At 45.0% G+C, this 22,177-nt stretch carries 22 protein-coding genes and 1 pseudogene; 5 read left to right on the forward strand and 18 right to left on the reverse strand.

Annotation, left to right across the window (positions count from 1 at the left end; translation table 11 throughout):
* Position 1: 1 nt before the first annotated feature.
* The gene (locus tag CWE06_RS02900) at positions 2-454 is read right to left on the reverse strand and encodes a VOC family protein (protein WP_241972451.1); all 453 of its coding nucleotides are present in this window, start codon (positions 452-454) and stop codon (positions 2-4) included.
* A gap of 11 nt (positions 455-465) precedes the next feature.
* Positions 466-663: a hypothetical protein gene (locus CWE06_RS02905; RefSeq protein WP_126790986.1), complete on the reverse strand. Its 198-nt coding sequence runs from the start codon at positions 661-663 to the stop codon at positions 466-468.
* 116 nt (positions 664-779) lie between these two features.
* Here CWE06_RS02905 and CWE06_RS02910 point away from each other — a divergent pair, with 116 nt between their 5' ends.
* Positions 780-3,458 carry a putative bifunctional diguanylate cyclase/phosphodiesterase gene (locus tag CWE06_RS02910; protein ID WP_198679011.1) on the forward strand — a complete coding sequence of 893 codons (2,679 nt, stop codon included), beginning with the start codon at positions 780-782 and terminating at the stop codon, positions 3,456-3,458.
* 20 nt (positions 3,459-3,478) lie between these two features.
* Here CWE06_RS02910 and cfa read toward each other — a convergent pair whose 3' ends face one another.
* Positions 3,479-4,594 carry a cyclopropane fatty acyl phospholipid synthase gene (cfa, locus tag CWE06_RS02915; RefSeq protein WP_126790990.1) on the reverse strand — a complete coding sequence of 372 codons (1,116 nt, stop codon included), beginning with the start codon at positions 4,592-4,594 and terminating at the stop codon, positions 3,479-3,481.
* Positions 4,595-4,773: 179 nt separating this feature from the next.
* Here cfa and CWE06_RS02920 point away from each other — a divergent pair, with 179 nt between their 5' ends.
* Complete coding sequence (locus CWE06_RS02920; protein WP_126790992.1) at positions 4,774-5,124, forward strand: PadR family transcriptional regulator; 351 nt, start codon at positions 4,774-4,776, stop codon at positions 5,122-5,124.
* Positions 5,124-6,059, forward strand: a complete 936-nt coding sequence (locus tag CWE06_RS02925; RefSeq protein WP_126790994.1) for a hypothetical protein — start codon at positions 5,124-5,126, stop codon at positions 6,057-6,059. The genes CWE06_RS02920 and CWE06_RS02925 overlap by 1 nt, the downstream gene beginning before the upstream one ends.
* Here the strand turns inward: CWE06_RS02925 and CWE06_RS02930 are convergent.
* The 4 genes from CWE06_RS02930 to CWE06_RS02945 are packed head-to-tail and all read right to left on the reverse strand — an operon-like array spanning position 6,045 to position 8,290.
* The gene (locus CWE06_RS02930) at positions 6,045-6,587 is read right to left on the reverse strand and encodes a YcxB family protein (RefSeq protein WP_126790996.1); all 543 of its coding nucleotides are present in this window, start codon (positions 6,585-6,587) and stop codon (positions 6,045-6,047) included. The two genes, CWE06_RS02925 and CWE06_RS02930, sit on opposite strands and share 15 nt — an antisense overlap.
* A 24-nt stretch (positions 6,588-6,611) precedes the next feature.
* Positions 6,612-7,163: a DUF924 family protein gene (locus CWE06_RS02935; RefSeq protein WP_126790998.1), complete on the reverse strand. Its 552-nt coding sequence runs from the start codon at positions 7,161-7,163 to the stop codon at positions 6,612-6,614.
* Positions 7,164-7,177: 14 nt separating this feature from the next.
* A complete protein-coding gene (locus CWE06_RS02940; RefSeq protein WP_126791000.1) occupies positions 7,178-7,639 on the reverse strand; it encodes a hypothetical protein in 462 nt (153 codons plus the stop codon).
* Between the two features lie 27 nt (positions 7,640-7,666).
* Positions 7,667-8,290, reverse strand: coding sequence for a class I SAM-dependent methyltransferase (locus tag CWE06_RS02945; RefSeq protein WP_126791002.1), 624 nt, complete (start codon positions 8,288-8,290; stop codon positions 7,667-7,669).
* Positions 8,291-8,442: 152 nt separating this feature from the next.
* On the opposite strand from CWE06_RS02945, the gene CWE06_RS12365 reads away from it, so the two are divergent.
* Positions 8,443-8,676 carry a hypothetical protein gene (locus CWE06_RS12365; protein ID WP_157981118.1) on the forward strand — a complete coding sequence of 78 codons (234 nt, stop codon included), beginning with the start codon at positions 8,443-8,445 and terminating at the stop codon, positions 8,674-8,676.
* A 23-nt stretch (positions 8,677-8,699) separates the two neighbouring features.
* Here CWE06_RS12365 and CWE06_RS02950 read toward each other — a convergent pair whose 3' ends face one another.
* The 7 genes from CWE06_RS02950 to CWE06_RS02980 form a co-directional block, all read right to left on the reverse strand.
* The gene (locus CWE06_RS02950; protein WP_126791004.1) at positions 8,700-9,320 is read right to left on the reverse strand and encodes a hypothetical protein; all 621 of its coding nucleotides are present in this window, start codon (positions 9,318-9,320) and stop codon (positions 8,700-8,702) included.
* A 5-nt stretch (positions 9,321-9,325) separates the two neighbouring features.
* Complete coding sequence (locus CWE06_RS02955) at positions 9,326-12,481, reverse strand: type I restriction endonuclease subunit R (protein WP_126791006.1); 3,156 nt, start codon at positions 12,479-12,481, stop codon at positions 9,326-9,328.
* 264 nt (positions 12,482-12,745) lie between these two features.
* On the reverse strand, positions 12,746-13,303 hold the full coding sequence (locus CWE06_RS02960; RefSeq protein WP_126791008.1) for a DUF6933 domain-containing protein: 558 nt from the start codon (positions 13,301-13,303) through the stop codon (positions 12,746-12,748).
* Between the two features lie 303 nt (positions 13,304-13,606).
* Positions 13,607-15,778, reverse strand: a complete 2,172-nt coding sequence (locus CWE06_RS02965; protein ID WP_126791010.1) for an AAA family ATPase — start codon at positions 15,776-15,778, stop codon at positions 13,607-13,609.
* Entirely contained in the window at positions 15,771-16,394 is a 624-nt protein-coding gene (locus CWE06_RS02970) for a hypothetical protein (protein ID WP_126791011.1), read from the reverse strand. Before CWE06_RS02970 ends, CWE06_RS02965 begins: the two co-directional genes overlap by 8 nt.
* A 2-nt stretch (positions 16,395-16,396) precedes the next feature.
* Positions 16,397-18,232 carry an SIR2 family NAD-dependent protein deacylase gene (locus CWE06_RS02975; RefSeq protein WP_126791013.1) on the reverse strand — a complete coding sequence of 612 codons (1,836 nt, stop codon included), beginning with the start codon at positions 18,230-18,232 and terminating at the stop codon, positions 16,397-16,399.
* 177 nt (positions 18,233-18,409) lie between these two features.
* Positions 18,410-18,916: a hypothetical protein gene (locus tag CWE06_RS02980; protein WP_126791015.1), complete on the reverse strand. Its 507-nt coding sequence runs from the start codon at positions 18,914-18,916 to the stop codon at positions 18,410-18,412.
* A 173-nt stretch (positions 18,917-19,089) separates the two neighbouring features.
* On the opposite strand from CWE06_RS02980, the pseudogene CWE06_RS02985 reads away from it, so the two are divergent.
* A pseudogene (locus CWE06_RS02985) lies at positions 19,090-19,475 on the forward strand (IS110 family transposase); the annotation flags it as partial.
* Between the two features lie 340 nt (positions 19,476-19,815).
* Here CWE06_RS02985 and CWE06_RS02990 read toward each other — a convergent pair.
* From CWE06_RS02990 to CWE06_RS03005, 4 genes are all read right to left on the reverse strand, one after another.
* On the reverse strand, positions 19,816-20,022 hold the full coding sequence (locus CWE06_RS02990) for a hypothetical protein (protein ID WP_126791017.1): 207 nt from the start codon (positions 20,020-20,022) through the stop codon (positions 19,816-19,818).
* 702 nt (positions 20,023-20,724) lie between these two features.
* The gene (locus CWE06_RS12470) at positions 20,725-21,048 is read right to left on the reverse strand and encodes a hypothetical protein (protein WP_241972452.1); all 324 of its coding nucleotides are present in this window, start codon (positions 21,046-21,048) and stop codon (positions 20,725-20,727) included.
* Between the two features lie 66 nt (positions 21,049-21,114).
* The gene (locus CWE06_RS12475) at positions 21,115-21,816 is read right to left on the reverse strand and encodes a helix-turn-helix domain-containing protein (RefSeq protein ID WP_241972453.1); all 702 of its coding nucleotides are present in this window, start codon (positions 21,814-21,816) and stop codon (positions 21,115-21,117) included.
* A gap of 73 nt (positions 21,817-21,889) precedes the next feature.
* Positions 21,890-22,162, reverse strand: a complete 273-nt coding sequence (locus CWE06_RS03005; RefSeq protein WP_198679034.1) for a toll/interleukin-1 receptor domain-containing protein — start codon at positions 22,160-22,162, stop codon at positions 21,890-21,892.
* Positions 22,163-22,177 lie beyond the last annotated feature (15 nt).

The raw sequence follows: 22,177 nt of genomic DNA on the forward strand, positions 1-22,177 counted from the left end.
TCTATTCCTTAATTTCATATTCTTGCCAAAGTTGAATCGGGTTCCCTTCAGGGTCTTGCAAACGAGCGAAACGGCCATTTGGATATTCATTCGGGTCAACCTCCACGTCAATCTCGGCAGCGCGCAACTGCGCAACCATGGCATCTAGATCATGTACCCGAAAATTAATCATCCACTGCTGTTCAGAGCGACCAAAATAAGTCGAATTGGCACCAAAGACACCAAATATAGTTGTGCCACCCTCTTGCTGCCAAGGCTCCTCTTCATAGCTTCGTGGTGTGCGTTTCACACCTAAATGTTCTTCATACCAGAGCGCCAGCGTCTGCGGGTCTTCCGCTTTAAAAAAGAAGCCGCCGAAGCCGGCAACTTGTTCACGATCTTCTGCATGTGTTGGCATGCTTAATGTGGCGAACGACAGTAAAAAGCCCACTATAAAAAAATATTTTGTTGTCATCATCATAGTTCCTAATGCTCAACGACTTCTTGGCGTTTGCGCATATATTCTTCAAACGAAGTCTCAACATCACGCATACATTCTTCGTATTGGTTTGGCGGTAACCGCCGACACTCATTTCGCTTAGTTTCTTGTGTAATATCAAAAAGTTGTTTATTACTACATGCGCTAAGAAAAACAACCAATAAGACCAATCCTAAGTGTTTCATTTTTATGACGCCTATAACGAAACGTAAATTATTTAAACTTTAAAATAACAAGAGGTATACAAACCAGTCATGCTCTAGTATACATGGTGCAGAAGAAAAAACATGAAGTGCCCCCTATGCTGAAACGACACACTAACGAGACTTTAGCTCGTGCATTTTTTGTGATTGCTGCCTTGTCCGTCATTTTTATTGGCGGCATTGCGATTCTATATATTCTCAGCGGTACCACAACAAGTATTTATCCGCGTTTTCTGGCCTTCTCTGGCATTGCTTGTATGTTGCTTGGTGCAACCTTGTTGGCTACGTTAACAAAACGCGCCGCAGTTAAAATTCCGTTCGCGGTGACCTGCTTAGTTTATGCCAGTTACATTGTTTATATTTTAGCCACGCAAATACCAGACAACACCCCTCTTTCGTTTTACAGTTCGCCAATCATAGTCACCTCAATTCTTTTCGCGATAGGGATTCACTCGATCCTACCAGCGACTCACTGGCTTGCTTTAATTCTATGGCGCGCAATCGCGACTATGGTGACTGGCGGTTGTCTTGTTTTAGTCATCATGATTTGGGTACCTGAAATCAATCAGTATCTTGCTCCAAACCCTACAGCTTTGGCGGCTATTGCAGTCATTTTGTTAATGGCAGGGATTGCCATGTTTACGTTTGATCACCGTAAACAAAAAGGTATCCTTGTTCAGCTCCGCTCATATCTAATGGCCAGTATAGCGATTGTATTGACCATGTTGGTTTGGCTTACCTTGTCAACGCGTGACGCCAATGAAATGGTCGCTCGTGCCGAAGCCATTATCAGTGAAGCGAATCGCTACCTTGGCGCCGAAGTGTTCCAATACGACAATACACTTCGGCAAATTAGCCAGCGCTGGAGCCTCAAAGAGACCATCCCCTCGTCCTCTACCGACTTAGCCATCGAGCAGTACATGCAGGCGCATCCGCACGTCTTCCATATGCGTTTAGTTAACCAAGCCGGTGAGCGTCTCAGCGATGTGAAAAACCAAGATTTAGAATTCAGTGAACGTGAAGAAGCCTGGTTATTAGAAACGTTTGGCACTGAGAGTTACGCACTGTCGATAGACTCAATTGTCGCAGGACATCCTATTCTTATTTTGACCAAGCCGGTTGTTAGTTCACAAGGCGAAGCTTTGCAACTAACCGCAGCAATCAACTTTAGTCAATTTGTCCGGCATGATGTGCCCGAGTACTTAAGTTTTATGCGAGTCTTCGTTGAGCTAGCGGATCAAGTCATTATTTCTATCAACGATCCGGCATTTGAGCATTACACCGCGAAGACATTACGCGATCAGTATCCGTTTGTGTTCAGCCGCAGTTTAATGCTCACACCAGATTTTCAAGCACAATATCACGCAACGATTTTTAATTATGAGCTCATATGGGATAACGCCCGTTTGAATCAGCTGGTACTCATTTTTGGCTGTCTTTTTTCAATTTTGCTTCTATTCGCATTCGACACGAATCGCAAGTTACGACAACAACAAGTGAAGCTGCAAGAAATCGCCTCATTTGACACTGTGACTGGCTTGTTACGCCGCGACATGCTGGAGTTTGAAGTGAATCAAGCAATTCAATCAAACCAAGCTGGTAACGCTCATATTCTCTTTATTGACCTTGACGGCTTTAAGCCCATTAATGACAGTCTCGGTATTGAAATGGGTAATACCTTATTACGCCAAGTCGCCGAGCGAATTAAGTCTTGCGTTCCAAGACAGGCGCTCGTCTCTCGTTTTAGTAGCGATGAGTTTATTGTTTATTTGCCGCAATTAGCTGAGAAAGAAGCTATGACGGTGGCTAACTCAATTCTGAAACGGATTGGCGAGCATTTCGTAGTCGACGATCTTGAAGTGCATTTAACCGCAAGTATCGGTGTCGCCCCGGTCGTATTAACCACGAACACTGCCACACAACACATTCAGCATGCGGACGTTGCCATGTCAGCGGCCAAAGCGCGTGGTGGTAATACCGTGAGCGTCTTCTCGCTTGCCATGGCCGCCGAATCTGAAAAGCACTATCAAATGCGATCACGGATTAAAGCTGCGTTAGAACGCAAAGAGTTCGACGTCTTCTTTCAAGGTATTGTTGCTACAAAAACTTATGCCACCATTGGTTATGAAGCATTAGCGCGTTGGCCACAGGAAAACGGCGGCTTTACATCCCCTGCTGAGTTTATTCCAGTTGCTGAGCAAACAGGCCAAATTGTTGAAATAAGTCATTTTGTGCTTGATCGTTCCATCTCATTTCTCGCCAAACTTAATCAAACACAACCTGACTGTTATGTCGCAGTCAACTTATCGGTTCAATTGTTTGAACGCATCGACATGTTTAAAACATTGCATAGCTTATTAGAAATTCACCATGCCAACCCGAGAAACCTGCACGTGGAATTGACCGAAAGCGTATTTATTGAAGACTTTGATTTAGTCAGTAACACCTTGAGGCAGCTGCGTGAACTCGGTATTCAAGTGTCGCTAGACGACTTTGGTACCGGTTTTTCAAGCCTCAGCATGCTGCATAAATTGCCTATCGACATCGTTAAAGTCGACCGCAGCTTCGTATTGGAATTAGGCCGCAATAGCGAAAGCCGAAAAATTGCCGAATCAGTCATGTTATTGGCGAAAACTCTCAACAAGAAAGTTATTGTTGAAGGTATTGAAAACCAAGAGCAAATTGAGTTTAGTGAGTCTTTTGAGTGTGACGGCTTGCAAGGGTTTTATTTTCATAAGCCCTTACCGGCCGCAGCGATTTTGCCGAACAATCGATAGTCACATCGGTCGCTCACAGGTTATACGCGTATATACCCGCCGCGGACGCCCGTTGGCGACAATATCCACTGCCACAATTGAATGTCGCGTGCCCGAAACGCTCCAGCACAGGATAATAAATAGTAACGCCACATTCGCTCAAACGTGTCGCCCCGCTGCGTTTGGAATTGAGGCCAAGCGCGCGCAAAATTTGCAGGCCAAGCCATTAAGGTTTTATCGTAATCAGCACCAAAATTATGCAGATCCTCAATTACAAATTTACCGCCAGATGCTTCACCAATATGCTCAATCGAGGGGAGTTCGCCATTCGGAAAAATATAGCGGTCAATCCAGGGATCTGGCGTCGACTTCCGTTTATTCTTGCCAATCGTGTGCAGTAAAAGAAGACCGTCAGACTTGAGACAACGCCGCGCGACATCAAAGAAAGTGCCGTAATTTTTACGCCCCACATGTTCGAACATGCCGACACTCACAACACGATCAAACGACCCATGAAGGTCCCGGTAATCTTGCAACCGAAAAGTCAGTGGCATCTTGCTATACCGTTGTTCGGCCCATTCCACCTGAGCTTGCGACACCGTCACGCCAACACACTCAATCGCATATTTCTCGGCAGCGTAGCTCATTAAGCTACCCCAACCGCAACCGATATCAAGCAATCGCATACCGGGTTCTAATTTCAATTTTCGACAAATCAGTTCAAGTTTAGCCTTTTGAGCTTGCTCAAGGCTGTTGGCATCACGCCAATAACCACAGGTATAAGTCATTCGAGAATCAAGCATAGCGGCATAAAAATCATTACTTAAATCATAATGTGATTGACCCACCTGCCATGCTCGGTTTGGTGTTTGTCGGTTTAAAAACTTCGCCCGCAAATAGTGCCCCAAAAGGCGAACAGGATTGATTTTTTGCTGCAGATTGGCGCTTAGAACACGGTCAAAAAACTGGTCTAAATGCGCACAGTCCCACCAGCCGTCCATATAACTTTCACCTAAACCAAGGTTTGCTTGAGCAATAATGCGGTCATACACTCGAGAGTCGTGAACTTGCATATCCCATGGGTTGGAACCATTGATACTCACATCAGCAATTTCCAGGAGACGTCTTACCAAGGATTCAGATTTTTTTACGGACATAAAAAACCCCTTCAATAATATAGCGGTCAACAGCCAGCCAATTACTTCATCCTTAAGCATATACGCTTTTCGTGTGGTCGCTTATTTTCTTGCTTTTTTACTGTGTATCACCTAGTATCATATTACTGTGTGCCAACTAGTATGCATCACACAGTAATAGTCTGATAGAAGGATACGACATGACAACCACACCGAGTGATAAATTAAAGCTCGAACTGCGCCGCGGTGTACTTGCGCTGGCTGTGCTTGCGTTATTGAAGGAGCCGCATTATGGCTATTCGCTGCGGCAACAATTGCAAGATTCTGGCATTGAGATTGACGAAGGAACCTTATATCCACTGATTCGGCGACTCGCTGACCAAGGGCTATTAGACAGTGAATGGAGACATGCGAGTGGTCGTGAACGTCGATATTACCAATTATCCGCGCTTGGCCGTGAGCGGTTAGAACAACTAACGCAGGAATGGAGTTCATTAAACAATGCTCTCAGCCCCCTGCTTACACTTAACAATGCATTGGAGGGAGAGTAATGGACTTAGTAGAACGTTACATTGCGGCGGTTAAACGAGAGTTGCCGACACGCAGCCGCGAGGATATTGGTCGCGAGTTAGAAGCCAACATTATGGACAAAGTAGACGCACTCGAAGAGCAGCATGGTCCATTGAATCAACAGCAAGTGAATGATCTGCTACTTGAAATGGGGCATCCGCGCACAGTCGCGCGCGAGTTTTACCCACCAAAGCCGCTTGTATCTGTACAGCTCATGCCTATCTATTTAAACACTTTATATATGGTACTCGGCATCCTGTTTGTGATTTCGTCGCTAGAAGTCGCTACCCGCTGGTTAAGTGGCTCCGAGATGACGCTCTTTCTATTGATGAAAGGTCTATTGAGTTCGTTCTTGAATGCCGGCTACTTCGCATTCACTTGGGTCACTATTGCGTTTATCATCATGACACGTGATAACAAAAAGCAACAAGATAACGACAGTTGTCAGTGGAGTCCGACACAACTGCCATCTGCTTTGAATAACTGGCAACATATTCGCTTGCAGGATATCTTTACCGACCTTGCGTCACTGCTGTTTTTAGCCTTGGTCATTTGGTATCCAATTTTGCGTCCAGGTCCCGATATTGAAAGCATCTTCAATAATGAAACTTGGACTGTTCTGCAGTGGTTTACACCGATAATCGCTATCGGAGTGGTCAACAGCTTATGGCAACTGCGCACACGAATTTGGACTCGGCGCCTACTTGGCATCAACATCGGTGTCAGCAGTGCATTTGCGGCGATGGCGCTTTGGTTAATGGCAACAAGACCTATTCTGCGACTCGATGAAACAACCTGGGAAGGGACGCTGAGCGTTGCTAGCATTGAACTCAGCGTGCTTGTCTTCGTCTTCGTTGTTCTAGTTATCTCACTTTATGAAGTTATTCGCGATTTGCGACGGCTAACTAGGCTCTAATGATTTAACCTCTGTACGATGATGCTGAATTTGAGCTAGGAACTCCTCACGTTCAGCGTCATCTGCAAAGGTCGCAGCAGGCACAATTAGCGCCATGACCTTATCTAAGAATAAATAAACGTTTCCTTGATGTTCCTCTACCGCCGAGAAGCCTTCCCAAGCATAAAAACATTCTTGCAGATCATCTGCCCAACGCACGCCCTCTGGTTTTAATTCCAACGTCTTAGTTCTAAATAAATTTGAATTGGGGTCTGGCATGCAAGCATGACGCATGCGGCTCATAGTGATCACGAAACTCACCAAGAATACAGTGGGTAATAGCGCCCCTACACCGGCCGAATACCAGTGAAACCCACCCTTACTTGAATTTAGGTAGAAGCCCAACAAGAACACAAGAAAAATAGCGACCCACATAACTAAGCCACGTAAAAATCCGCTGCTGTTTGTCTTGTTACAATAGGCACGATTGACGCCGTAATCACTAAATTCGACAAAGTCCTTTGCGGTTATATTGATTGTTTTCGACATACCTTTCCCTGTTTATTTTTATGGTTAAAATGACGATCCTGGTTGTTTTAAAAATGCGATTTCTGCGTCGGTCGAAGCTCGACCCAACAGCTCATTTCGGTGCGGATAGCGACCAAAGCGCACAATAATATCGCGATGTTTAATTTCAAACTCTAGGTTATATTCAAGGCCTGGCTGGTCATAAAGTCGCAACGCAACATCATGAATCGGCAGCGACTTGCTGTGCATATAAGGCATGTAAAGAAACGCTTTCTGTGTTCTAGTTAGCTCGCTATCAAGGCCTAACCGCACCGTTTCTTGTGCCAAAGCGAGTGCTAATGCGTCGTTCGCAAAAGCTTCCGGCCGGTCGCGATAGATGTTTCGCGAGAACTGGTCGAGCACAATAATCTCAGCTAAACGCCCTGCTGTTGTTTCCCGCCAATCAAATAACTCACATTGCGCAGCTGCGCTTAACGTTGCCTGAAAACGCTGGCTTATGGTTTTATCAAGCGCGTCGTCTTTCGCGAACCATTGCGCCTGCGAAAGCTCTTTAAACCAAAAGTCGAGAACGTCTTTAGCAGAGACTACCTTACTCATGATTCACCCCTCGTTCACAGACCGATATCAATGAAGCCCGCTGCTGGATACGTTTCCCGGTGTTGGTGATACATGTCCATGTGCACGGAGATTGCTTGTTCACCTCCACTTGTCTCGCAAATTACCTCATACAAATCGACATAAGTGCCATATGGACCTGCACCGACGTTGCCAATTCGCTTAAATGACAACGGATGCTCGTGATTGGCACAAATCAGCCGCGACAAATACTCACGCTGGCCACCGGGTCCCCAAGCTCTTACAGGGTTCTCCGCCGAGCCCAGAGGAAATTGTGCTAAAGATTCCGGATTCGGCATAGCGCAGTCCTTCCCATCCATAACGAGAAAAATATCGCACGGAGCAAGCCCGGTCTCTGCTTGCTCATCCGCAAAGCGATCTGAAGTGTCCTGCTGCGTACTCTGGCAACCGGTTAGTGCAATAACCAAAAGCCCTAAACCAACCACTAGTTTTCTCATTGTCGTTCCCTGTTATTGATTATTATTCTATTCACGTCGGATAAAACGGAAGTAGACGAAGTTCTGAATCTGTCGCGCTGGCGTCATATGTTCTTCGTAACGTTCTTCTACTAATTCAAATTCGTTACCGAGCTCAGCCGAGATCGTTTTGGCATCATATTGAACAACCGGCAAGCCGCTGCACTTTTCTGGGCCGCCAATAGCGAACGCCGCCAAAATCAGGTGCCCGCCAATCATTAAAGACTGCTTTAAATTGGCGACATAAGCCTGACGATCGGATGCTGCCGTTAAGAAATGGAAAACAGCGCGGTCGTGCCAAAGCATAAATTGCTTATCACTCCGGTATTCGGTGATATCAACAACAACCCATTGCACCAAGCCACTTTGGGCAGCCAATCGCGCTTGCGTCTTAGCCAGCGCAGCAGAAGAAATATCCAACACCGTTAGGTTGCTGTACCCCAACGCCAACATGCGATCCACCAGCACTGAAGCGCCACCCCCGACGTCAATAACTGGCTGATTTGCTGTAAGTTGACAGTTGGCAATGAGTTCAAGTGACACCGTTGGCTCAGTTTGAAACCAACTGACCTCCGACTCGTCCTTATTTTCATAGACCTGCTGCCAATGCGCTGTTCGATCCAAGTCTTGCATAACACCTGCTCAATACGATGGGGATACCGACACAATAACAAGCAACCCTTTGTCAGGATAGTTCTGAATTGCCTGCCACAATCTGTTTGCGTCATTAAATGTCGCAGGAGCGGATAGACTAACTATAAACACAACTAAGAGCTAAATACCCTATGCCCCAAAAACTCGTTATGACGTTAAGCCCCGCAGCGACAGAAAAATATCTCGCTATTATGTCAAAACAAACGGAAGCAGAGGTGAATGCCGACTGTGAGCCTTCCGGTGCGATTATCCAAGTTACCTTTGATCATATCTTTTCATCTGCAGATTTAGTCACAGGCTCTGGCTACATTGACCTCGGTAACGTTGATGTTGATTTGGTTGATTGTGATTTTTCAAGTGATTGATGTACGATTTCAGGAGGACATAATTACTCAATTCTCGCAGAAGAAATTAACTTTGACTTCAACTTCGAGAGCTCAGCCTTAAGATTTTCCAACTCTTGTCCTAAGCCACATTTACTTAATTCTTCCAATACTTCTCCTGATAGCTCCTTAAAGCCGTTGTCAGCCACAAGACTTGCTTCTTCAACCCTCTTTCGCCCGCCCTCTGCTGTAAGCAAAAAATTTTCCATTTCTGTAAAAATACGACTCGCTTCACGAGCCAATGAGTGATTCAAAATTTCAGTAGTAGCTTGAACTTTAATGAAAATCTCTCTGAAGTCTTTAATTATATTAGACACGATAAAATAGTCCGGTGCTTCTTTTTTTATGACCTTCTCCGCTTCAACTATAGTATTCTCCAATTTAATCACTTGCTCTAATGCATCAATGGATAACTTTGCAAAAAGCAATTTAGATTCATTTTGTTTCCAGCTTATTAACCCGAAATAAGCTGAAAATGCGAGAACAACTGTAGCAATTGCCGTAATCATTACCCAGATACTATCGGCGAAAATTATTTGATGGCCGAACGACACAAAAATAATCGTATGCGGCAAAATTAAAATGCTCAGAACAACAGCTTTTCTGAGTTTCAAATTATCACTCATGGAATTTAAACACTCCAGCTATTCGACAATACCTCAGCCTGTTTGAGCACTAACTCAACGGCTTCTGCTGCTTTGTCTGGGGGGTACTTATAGCGCTGTAGAGTTCGTCGCACTAGAACACGTAGCTTTGCCCGAACGCTTTCGCGCACCTGCCAATCTACTGTCGTAGAGTTGCGCAGTCGGGTTGTTATCTCAATGGCGATTTTCTTCAGTGTGTCATCACCAAGCTCGCGAACTGCGCTCTCGTTATTCGCTAAAGCGTCGTAGAAAGCGATTTCGTCCGGGTTTAAGCCAAGCGATGCTTCACGCTCTATTTCAGCTTGAAACTGTTTCGCCATGGCAATCAGCTCTTCAATGACCTGAGCGGTTTCGATGCCACGGTTGTTATATTTGCGCAGCGTTTCTTGCAACCGTTCGGCGTATTTTTTCTCTTGCACCACGTTGTTGCGGGTCTTGGCTTTGATATCGTCTTTCAGAAGCTTTTCAAGGAGCTCCACAGCAAAGTTCTTGTAGGGCATTTGCCGCACGTCTTCCAGAAACTCGTCGGATAACAAGCTTAAGTTCGGCTTATCCAAGCCGCACATGGCAAATACGTCGGTTACACCTTGCGCCACAATGGCATTGTCGAGGATCTGCTTTAACGCTGAGTTCTTCTCGTCTTGCGTCAGCTTCTTATCGACACTGGTAAACTTGGTGATCGCGGCCTTCACCGTGGAAAGAAACGCCACTTCTTTTTGGTAAGGCTTGGCCTCGTCTAATGTCGAGCAAAGGCTGGCGGCTTTGTTTAGTTGCAACACGGTGTCTAAAAAACGTTTTTTGCCATCTGGCAGGCCTAAAACATAGTTTACCGCGGCAGGTATAAGTTTAAGCGGGTCGCTTTCAAAGCCAGTGTAATCAAACCCCGGGCCATCGGCGCTCTTTGCAAACATGCCGTGAATTACATCGAGTTTTTCGATCATGAGAGCAAATGCCTCATGAGCGCTATGCGTCGGTTCGCCGCGCCCCTTCGAATCTGAATAGGTTTTCAGCGCTTGTTTTAACTCATTGGCAATGCCGATGTAATCGACCACCAAACCACCCGGTTTATCTTTGAAGACTCGGTTAACGCGTGCAATGGCCTGCATCAGGTTATGGCCTTTCATGGGCTTATCCACATACATGGTGTGGCAAGCTGGAGCATCAAAACCGGTCAGCCACATGTCACGCACAATGACTAAACGAAGCGGGTCGTTCACGTCTTTAAAGCGCTTTTCTAGGCGCTTTTTCGTCTGTTTGTTGTATATATGCGGTTGCAGTAGAGATTTGTCGGAGGCTGATCCCGTCATCACTATTTTGATCACACCCTTTTCAGGATCTGGGTCGTGCCAGTCAGGGCGCAGCGAAACGATTTCATTGTAGAGATGCGCACAGATGTCACGACTCATTGCGACAATCATGGCTTTACCTTCCATCAACTCTGAGCGCGTTTCAAAATGCTCAATCAGGTCTGCAGCAACCTGTTTCAAACGAGGGCCGGCACCCACCAGCTTCTCTAAACGGCTCCACTCGCCTTTCGTTTTCTCACGTGAGTTTACGTCCTCGTCGTCTTCTACCACCTCATCAACTTGGTCAGAAAGGGCTTCTATTTCTTCTCGGTTGATATCTAGCTTGGCTAAACGCGATTCATAGTAAATTGGCACGGTGGCGCCATCATCTACCGCGTCTTGAATGTCATAAATAGACACGTAATCACCAAACACAGCGCGGGTATCTTTGTCTTCACTTGCCACGGGTGTGCCGGTGAAACCAATGAATGCCGCGTTAGGCAACGCATCGCGCATGTGCTTGGCATAACCAAACTTATAAGTGCCATCGGCTTTCAGTGTCGCTTTAAGCCCGTACTGGCTACGGTGCGCTTCATCCGAAATCACCACAATGTTATGGCGATCGTTCAAGATCGGGTGGCCGCCCTCGTCATCCAACAGGGCAAACTTTTGTACTGTGGTAAATATAATCCCGCCGGATTCTCGCTCTGCGAGCAGTTTCCGCAGGGAATCTCTGTCGAGTGCCTGAGCAGGCTCTTGTTTCAAAAGTTCTTTTGCTGAACTGAAGGTTGCGAACAGCTGTCCGTCTAAATCATTGCGGTCTGTTACCACAATCAGCGTCGGATTATTCATCTCAGGCTGCTGCAGTAACTTACCGGCATAGCAGCACATAGAAATACTTTTGCCTGAACCTTGTGTGTGCCAAACGACCCCTGCTTTTTTGCTGCCTGGCACGACATTATCAGCATAGGTCGCACGCTTTTCGCCAAGCTCTGTCGCTTGCTCTCTTTGGGAGGCAATGACCGTTGCCCTCACCGCTTCACGCACCGCATGAAACTGGTGGTAGCCCGCGATCTTTTTAATCAGCTTGTCTGAGTCAGTCTCGAAAATGACAAAAAACCGGATGTAATCTAAAAACAGCTCGCGGTCGAAGAAACCACGAACCATGGTTTCTAATTGCCATTCAAAGTGCGGCCGATCATCTTCATGTTTGACGGTTCGCCATGGCATGAAGCGCTCTTTATTCGCCGTTAACGAACCAACCCGTGCGTTATAGCCCTCGCTAATAACCAATGCTTCGTTGTAGGTAAAAAGCTCAGGTATTTCGTCTTTGTAAGTTTGAATTTGGTTAAACGCATCCCAGATACTGACATTGTCTGCGTTGGGGCTTTTAAGTTCGATCACCACAACAGGCAGGCCATTGATAAAGCAAATAACATCCGGGCGGCGTAACTGGCGGGAGCCTTCTAAGGTAAACTGGTTAATCGCACGAAACCGGTTGGCGCTAACCTCTGAAAAGTCGATCAAAAACGCGTGATCATGAACTACCTCATCATCACGTTTATATTCAACCGGAACGCCTTCAATTAAATAGCGGTGGAAACTGCGGTTGCTTACAGTGGTATCGAGGCTTTCGGGCTTACGAACAACGGCAATGACTTGCTCAACAGCAGAATCAGGTAAATGCGGGTTAATGCGGCGTACAGCACTTTCCAAGTCAGCCAGCAGCAGTACTTGCTTATAATCAGTGCGTTCAGGCGACGGCCCGTCATGGGCAATATCAGGTCCATGCGCGACTTCCCAGCCACCTTCTTCAAACCAAGCTAAACATTGTTGCTCGAGTTGTTCTTCTGTCATTCCATTAACCCTTTAATAACAATGGGTTCAATTTAGCTTATTTGCGGCGCTGGGTAAATTTTCTTAATTGTGAAATTCACAACTCTCTACTCTCACATGAAATGTTCATTTATTGATTCGAAAAAAGTGCAGAGGCCAAAACCAAGTGAAAAATAAACTATTCATATTTATTTCAACAGGTTAAATACTGTGTCTGCCCAGTAGTTTGTCAGGAAAACGACACTCTTTTCCTGACAAACATCATGGTCAACCGGTCGCCGTAAATCATGATAGTTTCGACAACAACTCCAACATCGCCCTTTTTGGCCACAAGGTGCCCTTTCCTTTCACTGTTCTTGGTGTATCGGCAAGCCAGGCTCCCGCGCTGTAGCCGGTCATTTCGGCAATGTTCAATCCGTCGTAATAAAGAAGATGTTCAAACTCATCTTTCATGCGGTTCAAAGTACCTTGCACTGAGCGATTACAGTCCGTGTCTATTTGCAACGGGCGCAGGTATTGGTGCGCAGCTTTAAGGTGTGCTTCCTCAGCACCGCATTTGAGCAAAGTATTCATAAACACATCAACAAAGCGATCATTCAGCTCCGCAAAATCAGGTTTGGTTAACGTAGGCAGCACCAACGGAAAGCGCGTAGTGTCGTGGGCCATTAAAATGCAATTTCGTCGCTGCAATACCACCACGTGCGCATGCCAGCCACTGAGCGGATTAATGTCCAACGTAGGTTGGTCGTAGAGCCACTCCGTGCGCTCAGTTCGTGGCAAATAGCCGTCGTTATCGACAGGCAGTTTTTCAAACAGCTTTTTTGTAGCATGGATTTTTAACATTAGCTCACTTCTTCTGCACTACTAGCGAGTATTCTCGTAATGTCCTTTTTTCGTGGCCCTCAAGATGTTGCAATTGCTTTTCTGCATTTCAGTTTGTGTTCTGCACGCCTTTCTTAAATAGGCGCACCATGCAGCGATTTGTTCTTGATTAAACTGATTGTTGTTGGTCTCGCTAACAAAAGTACTCTGGCTTAAGGGCTGCTTTGTGCCATTAGCGGACGACTTAAGTGTTTACTCTTGCGCCAAGCCTCACGCCTTTAAAGTATTAGTTTACTGAATATCTAGGACAGTACTTGCGCGGCGTTAAGTGCCTTGAACAACACGCTTAATCGCCTCTTCTAGCCCGTCTTCTCTCACGTTACCCATATCGACGTTATAACACTTAAATTGCGGCCCAGAACCCGGAAGCCAGTCTTCAAACTGTATTACTTTCATTGACTTATCTTGAGGGGGGAGCAAAAAGTCAAGCAGCCTATTCGTCAAATCTTCATGATGGCTGGTCACAATGACCTGCCTTTTCCAACTATCGCTAGCATCGGCGTAGGCCAGCTTGCGAAGCAAAACAGCAGCAGGGATTAGCTGATTCATATCTAGAGAAGTAGTGAAGTCATCAAATCCTATAACCCTATGCTCTAACTGTTCTGACATGGCTAGGTTCAAGTTTATTGTCCAACAAATTGCTAACTGAGACTTTTGGCCTGTTGATAAATCTTCGAATTTCACCCCTGACTTTGTCGCAAAACCCCACTCTGGCGCTCTCGATGTACCATCTTTTTTTATTTCAATAGGAAGAAAGTCAACAGGAAAATGAAAGCTTGCAAGAAGTTGGTTTAAGTTCGCTAGCAACTGCTGAAGTTGAGCCTGTGGTATTTCATCAACAACCGATAACAACTGACTTCTTGCACCAGACTCCTGTTTACTTATAGTCAAAGCATCGGAGATCATTTTCTCTGCTTGCTCTAAACTATCGAGATCAGCTGCACTGGCGTCGTCTTCTTCTTTCTGGATCTCTAGAATTGACCAGTTCATAAACACTCTACCAAGCTGATGAATAATATCCGATTGATCAACGGTAGAAATCTTATCAGGAGCTGGTTTTTTTGTTGTTTCAAGATACTCACTAACATAGTCCGTTAACTCTTTAACCGTAAAATCAGGACCATTCAGGATATGTGAAAGCTGACTTGAATGAGCATTTAAATCTTTCACTACTTGCTGAGAGCGCTTTATCTGATTGAGCCTAGCGGTAGCAGCTTGACCTTCTCCGGTAACCATCTCTATCTTCTCTTTGAGCTCAACAGAACGTGAGTCCGTCAATGTCGACAAACTTTTTAATTGAACCTCGATACCCTTTTTCAAATCAGTAACATCCGAAACATCTGGGTGGTCGTCCCAAACCTCTAACCAATTACTGATATTGTGAGTAAAATCATCAATCCAGCTTGAGAGCGAGATTTCATCGCCTTGCAGCCGGCTTTGCAATTTAATAAGCCTTTGATATTCCGACGTTAACTCAGTCCTCCGTTTCTCTAGCTCTTCTATTATCCGAACGTATATTTCAGTACTTGAGCCTACAAACAATGCACTCTGTAGGTCAGAAGGAGCCAAAAAAGTATCCGGTGACCACTTTTTTATGGCCAAATTTGCTGGCAATGATTTAATAGTAGATAAGAAGCCTTCGGTCAAGGCAAGTGGCTCGCCCCCTTTCTCAGAAGAGTCGGCCTGAAAGCCTCGGTATTCCAATAAACTATGCCCGATATGGCTCAACTGGTCAGGAAGTCGCGAACCTACTGGTTCAGCCAAGTTGCTGAAGCTACCAATGGCCTTAGAAAGGTTACGGATTTGAGAATCCCATTTACTTTGTAGATTGCCATTCTTTAAAGTTAAAGTTCTATCGACTAACTCCTGACGAAGTGGCAGCTCTTGTGGGAGCTTGCCGACAAGCTCATTAACTTTTCCTGCGAGCGCTTTTCTCTCCTCTTCATAGTTTTTTCTATACTTCATTTTGTGTATCTGACGCTGCCAGTCTTCTAACTTTACTTGTAATGCTTTCAAGCCCCGCTTAATCTCTTCACCTGGCTTGTTCCCTGGCTCTAATAGCTGAATTATCTCATTACATGCAAGCTCTCTAATGTTTTCTTGATAGAAAAATGAAGCTATGGTACTAAGCTTTTTATGATCTGTTTTAGCCTTACCCTTAAGCTCGAATCTCACATCATTTATAGTTATGGCGCCATTACTCTGATCATTCGTTATATAGCCACCTGCGCCAACATCAGGCTGATTAAGTACCCAGTCTATTGCTTCTAACAAAGACGTTTTCCCAACTCCGTTTTTGCCAGTCACTAGAATAAGGTCGGCAGGCTGACCCCTTATCGTAAAGTCAATCTCTTTTACTGCATCCGGTGCTGACACTCGGTAGCCTTTGAAGTTTTCCAGTTTTATCGACTGAATAGTATCGATGTTGTTACCCAAGAGAAGTCACCTCCAGAACTGGCCTACCTAATAAATTATTAATATCCTGAGCTAGCTCATCTTGCCAGCTTTGAACAACTCGATAGTTTTCACCTGCCTCCACAGAGACCTTTAAAATATCCGCAAATCGATTAAACAGCTGCGGCTCAACCCCTTTGGGAGGTTTAGCGCTTTCAATAGCTTCAAGAAGTGCAGTGCCAAAGTTTTCAGGTGTTATTTTCTTAGGGGTATATTCAATTGTCGACAGAGCCCCCAACCAACGGTTCTTCGCAGCCTCAATTGATTCCTCTTTAAATGACCTTAAGGCCTTTAGAGCAAAACGCCCCCGATGCCAATCTTGATCCCCAGTAATCTGCAACCAAGCATCAGACTCCTTTTGCATATCAATAAGTGCAACTAAAGGCGCAAACTTCTGGTAATCATGCATCAGGTCTGCGAGGCGGTCCATCAGGCGGGCAATATATTTCTTAATCTCACCCATTTCCTCCTGATTTGGATCAGATCCAGCCCGCCAAATCACCAGATTACATGCAGAGTGGCAATGGACCGACACTGGATATATATCTGTCTTTATTTGCTCACAGTCATCAAAGCTAATCGTCATTAATGATTCCATCTTTAAGCTTCTCGTAAATAAGTTCGCCGCTTAATACTCGGCTGGTTCGCGTAAAAATAATTTGTTGGAGAGTCAACAGCATCAAGGATTGTATCTGCGACCGTATCTTTATTTCCGTCATAAGGCTTTTGGTAAAAAATATGTTGCCATCCCAAAGTAACTATCGTTTTTGGTGTGATAGAACCTGCGGCAGCATCTTTATTGATAACCCTTCGTAGACTTGGTCGAACATGCGTACCAGCCTGACCTAAAGCGAGAACAAGATGATTATTTCCACTCGGAACATGCACTTCGTCGCCCGAGGAGATAAAGGTGGGATTTGCATTAAGATAAAGAACCTTGTTATTGGGGCCCCCCGACATATGGGATTTTAATGATAACACCATGCCATCGTTTAGCTCTTTTCCCGAACTTGGAGAAAGGCGGCCTTCAAATAAGAACAGCAAGGTTGAAAGCTCGGACATAAGAGCCCTGTTTTCATTTATAGGATCATATTCTTTCTCTGGCCTACCATTGAGCTTGGACAAACTAGCAGCTAGTGCAGAATATGGTCCCTGATTCTCGCCGGTGGCGCAGAAGTCGTCATAGATAGAATTCAACCACGGCGGAGCTGCTGTGCCGAAATCAGAATCACTTTTGAGAGTCCCCTCGAGTGTTGATATGACCTGATGAAGAATCACTTCGGAAAATGGTAAGACAGAAGTAAAACTGGCATTCATTGACTGAATACTAGTTTTTAAAGCATCAGCAACTAAAGTTCTTGCCACCCGCTCATAAATCCACCTCCAGAGTTCGTCTGCCGTTAAAACCTTTTCCCTATCGGGATTTCGAATGATTAACTTATCCCCCTCCTGTGCATGATTCTTGTGATGCAAGGCATAGGTATTAATGATTTGCTGTTGGTGAAAAGTTGGGCAAGCGTCATAAACTGCAACAATTGGTGCAGAATACGTAGCCAACATATCGTGACTAGTGTCTTCAAGTTGATCTGCATACTCGTCCAAAACGGCCTGTATTGTGTGATGTACTTGTGGCTCGTCACTACCAAAACCGACAAAAATTAGGGATTTACTCCTAAGTCGATCTTTAAAAATATCTGCAGCCCATTGTCTGTTCCTCCACTTCTGGAGCTGTCGCTCAGTTAAAAGTATCGACTCGTAGTTCTTGTCACAAGCATCAATAGTAAGTCGCCCAGCACAACCATTAACCTTGAAAACTTTTAGACGATTGACCTCTCCTATCTCAGCGCCTTTTTTACGATAATCATCAAGACTGGAAATCACGTCTGAATTACTTCCACTGCTCAATTCACTATAGGCCTTTTCAAAGTTGCAGTCGTAGTTTGTCGTTATTACTTCATTAATAAGGCCCTCTCTCGACAATTTAGCTATGTACTTATGAGCTAGTGTGGGCTGAAGATCTGAATACTGGTCAATTTTTAAAAGCTTTATCAAGCTCTTATAAGGATTATCAAAATTACCAAACTCCCATAAGTAGAGTTCAGACAGGCACCCCAACTGCTTCGCACCTGCTGCTCTGGTAATATCACAGAAAAAACAGACATCTTTACAGCTTTTACTAGCTATTTCATAGCCAAGTACCTCGAGTTCATGCGAACAGCAGCAAGTGCATATAGCCCCATGCTTTTCAGCCTCATATCGAGCAAATCGACTTCGAAACAGTTCTTCTTTTAGAACTCTGACCATCCAAGTGACATTATGAAACTGCTCACCACTTGGTAAGACACTTGGCATAGATATACCGGCACCAGCAACGGGTACACAACGTCGTCTCAATATTCTGTTAACTGTGTAATCAAACGCATTCGTTGCAATCATCTAGTACAAGGTTCCGAGTTTTTTGGGGGCTGAGTAAAAGCTCTTGTTGTCCGCTTTGGGCCGATAGTTGACGCTTCAAAGCATATAATACGCCAAGCTAAACGGCGAGCGAAGCAACGCATAGCGAGTTCAGTTGAGGCCTAGTCTTTTGTGGCCGGAAAGTGTTTAAGCTGTTTGTTATTCATTGCCTTTTAGCCGATCTATTTCAGAGTATGCTGTTTCCATTATTTGTTGTTCAGTTGCACACCCTGTTGTTGTAACCAAGTGCATTAAACTATCGCAAATACCCTTGTGGATAGATCTAGCCATATCCGTGAAAGCTAACACTTTGTTGGCAAATTGCTCTCTGCCTTGATCAGTGTATAAATCTTCTCCATTTTCCCTCATTGAGTTATGAACAACCCACTTTCTTAATGAGTTGAACTCTTTTAGATCAAGCAGCATTTTCTCTTGCACTTGGCCAGTATTTTCAAGCAGCCTAATAAGGTGACCAATAGTCAGCTTGCTAATTTTCGCAAGTTTCTTTTTAGCGTTATTTCTGTCAATGCAGTCACAGTTAAAATGGACGCAATACATGATATAAAACTTACACAAAGCATCTTCCACATACTGTAACTGCCAAATGGCTTCGCCTGTTGCTCTATAGAAGAACCCAAGCTCTTCGGGGTAAATTTCTCTTCGCACTTGAAGCCTCTATTTATGCATAACGCTGCAAGCATGCGCGCCTTTGCAGTGGAGGCGAAGCCACAACGAAAAAGGTGTCGCCGTGCCTGGCCTTGATACTCATTGAGCCTTCTCCCCAGTTTACCCAACTTGGCTAAACTGAAAGGCAACTAAACCAAAAAGGAGAAGACCCAATGAACTTTTACAATACCACCCATCGCCACCATTGTGGAATAGATCTACATGCGCGCTCACTCTATGTGTGCATTCTCAATCAACACGGAGAAACTCTCCTACACAAGGAAATACCCGCTAAGCCTGCACCGCTTCTTTGCCTTATTGAACCTTATCTTGATGATTTAATTATCGGTGTTGAATGCATGCATTGCTGGTACTGGCTCGCTGATTTCTGCGAAGAACACAATATTCAGTTCATTCTTGGCCATGCTTTATATATGAAGGCTATTCATGGCGGTAAAACTAAAAATGATCGCATCGATTCTTATAAGATAGCGGCTCTCATCCGCGGTGGCAATTTTCCTGTCGCAGCTTTGATTATCCATCCTGCTGGCGTGCATCAATACTCTGAGCTAATGTGCTTACACCCGCGCTGAGCCTTAAACTAACTGGAACTGCAAAGTAACCCGCTTTTTGAATAGGCCTGATGCCGGTTAACCGAAGAATGTCTAGTGCCCCAAACTAACCTGCAAGGAGCAAAACAGTTTGGCAGTGGTGATATTCATCACATTAAAGAGAGCCTCAATAGGTGTTTGCTGTAAGCCATTAACAGCCCACAAAGACAGATGAAGCAGGCTCATTGGCTCAGAGGTTTGGTATTGGCTGCAAGCGCAGCCAATAAAAAACTAATGCCTATTGACAAGGTGAAGGCTCATAGGTGTTAGGTTTTTTTCCTTGTGTATTCACAGCAAACCCGCTGACTGGGCATCGAATTGAGTGATTACTTGAAAAAGCTTTCCCTTGTCACTCTTCTTAAACTTTCTACCTCGAAAGAACATCTTGGCGATCTTTGCTGCTTGGTCATCACTCAACGGAGAGTACGAAACAACTTCAAAGTACATTGCTTTGATGGCAAACCGCTTCGGATGAACAACTGATGGCATTTCCATTTTTATACCCTTAAAATTTGAATACTAAGCATGCGCGGTGTATTGACGGCAAGGAACGGAGTGCGAGCACAATGAATACTGAGGATTTCATTAACGGCTTCCTGTGTTCTCGTGTTACTAACTGTGCATGCTCATTTATCTTCGGAGGCTCGCTTATTATTTATTCTGTAGAGTAGACCATAAACGGCTTGCAGCCATTAAGCAAGTTGATAACGTGTGTCAGTCGATGAGGATACTGAGCTGGTAACATCCGAAGCTTGGCAACCACAACGTGGGCGGGCCAGTCACTAAGCGGATTAATATCGAGCGCAGGATTATCACAGAGCTACTCATTGCGTTTCGTTCGGTGGCAAATAACCTTTTGTGGAGTAGCGCTTTGGTATTTGTTCCATTCTCGTGAGGCTAACAAGACGCTGCTGCCGTGTTTGTTGCACTATCATCCGTAACCTCTACGTTACGTTCCATGTGAAAGCTGGATAACGGCATGCTCAACAGTTCCGCAGCTTTATAATCATCCGAAACGCAGTCATCATTACTTCACTAGATAGCTCAACGAGAGTCAATCCACGAGCAGGTAGGTCAGCATGTTCTTCAGAAAGCTCTTCCTCAAATAGGATGTCAGGAATTATGAAATCGTAAGGTAATGCAAAGAACGCGTTTAACAAGCCACCTTCCTGCATATCTATAAGTATGTTAGCGTCGCTAACAAGAAGCTGCTGCGGTGCTTGTGGCACTGTCATGCGTCACCTCTAGCTTACGTTCCATGTGAAAGCTGGATAACGACATACCCAACAGTTCAGCAGCCTTCGACTCCCCCATGTACTCTTCGCTTAGTGCTCGATAGACAAGTTGTTTAAACAGAAACGTTGTTTCCGATAGATAAGCGTCGCCGGGCTCTTGTTTGCGCCAACCATTCACGCTAAAGCTCTGCATGATTCGCCGATAATAACCGGGGTTAATAACATTACACTGCATAGCACGAATGCCAACAGCAGCCATGCTCAGGCCATATTCATGCTTGAGCATATAGAGCTCTCGAGCTTCAAGGTGGCTTCGTTTTTCGCCGAGCTCTTGTTGAATCGACGATTTCGGCTATAAAAACGCTCCGGCAAAACGATTACAGGCTTTTTCTTCGTCCATCTCATCTGTGAGGCGCCCTTTAAGCACTAAATGCCCCAACTCATGAGCCAGAGTGAAACGCTGCCGATCACCATTTTGCGACCCTGAAATCACAATCAGTGGTTTGTCTTCTATGCTTCCAGCTAAACCATCAAATTTATTATCGGTATCGACATGCGTAAGAATAACCATCAAGCCGCGTGACTCGAAAGTGTCCACAAGGTCTTGAATTGGATTCAGGCCCAAACCCCAATAATCGCGCATGGTATCTGCAATAGCTTCGAGATCTTCGTAATCATCGACTAATGCCGGCAACTCGTTAGGAAGCATGAATTCCTTGATCGGTTTTGCTGAGTCTGGAAAAAAATTGAGTAATTCATACCATCGCTCAACCTGATCGAGCACATCACCATGAATTTTAGCGAGCGTTTTCTGCGGAGTGCTTGCGCGTTTTCGGTATTCAATACCTTGCACTTCAACCTTCATCGGTCGGAAAAAGTATTCACTGCGTACATTCAAGGCTTTCGCCAACTTCATTAAGTTCGACGAAGATGGCATCGCGTCACCGTGCTCATACTTTTTTATTGCATTCGCAGAAAGCCCTACTTGATCAGCAAGCGCTTGCATGGAAAGGCCAGAGGCTTTTCGCGCTCGAACGAAACGCTCAGCGAACATATAATCTCTCCATTGGTTTATAGATTCAATTTATTTCTCACAATTATAAACCAATAATTGTGTTTGATCGAGCTCAAGTGAAAGTGTGCGAATAGGCGACGCTCTCTTGCGGCAAGCGTTTCAACATTGCAGGGGTTACCAAAACAAGGCCTATTCGTGAATTCGCCAAGCCTTTATCGATGGCGCGCATCATGGGTACGCCGAGCCCAAGATCATTCTCACTGAACCAAACTTTAACACCAGCAGCCACTAATAAATCATGCAACTCTTTGGCTGCACCTTTACGATCGTAAACGTAACGCCAACCACACCTATTCAGCCATAATTTAAAACCATAGGCTACCATCAAGTTTAATTAATA

This window comes from Aliidiomarina haloalkalitolerans, assembly GCF_003987315.1.
GTDB lineage: Bacteria > Pseudomonadota > Gammaproteobacteria > Enterobacterales > Alteromonadaceae > Aliidiomarina > Aliidiomarina haloalkalitolerans.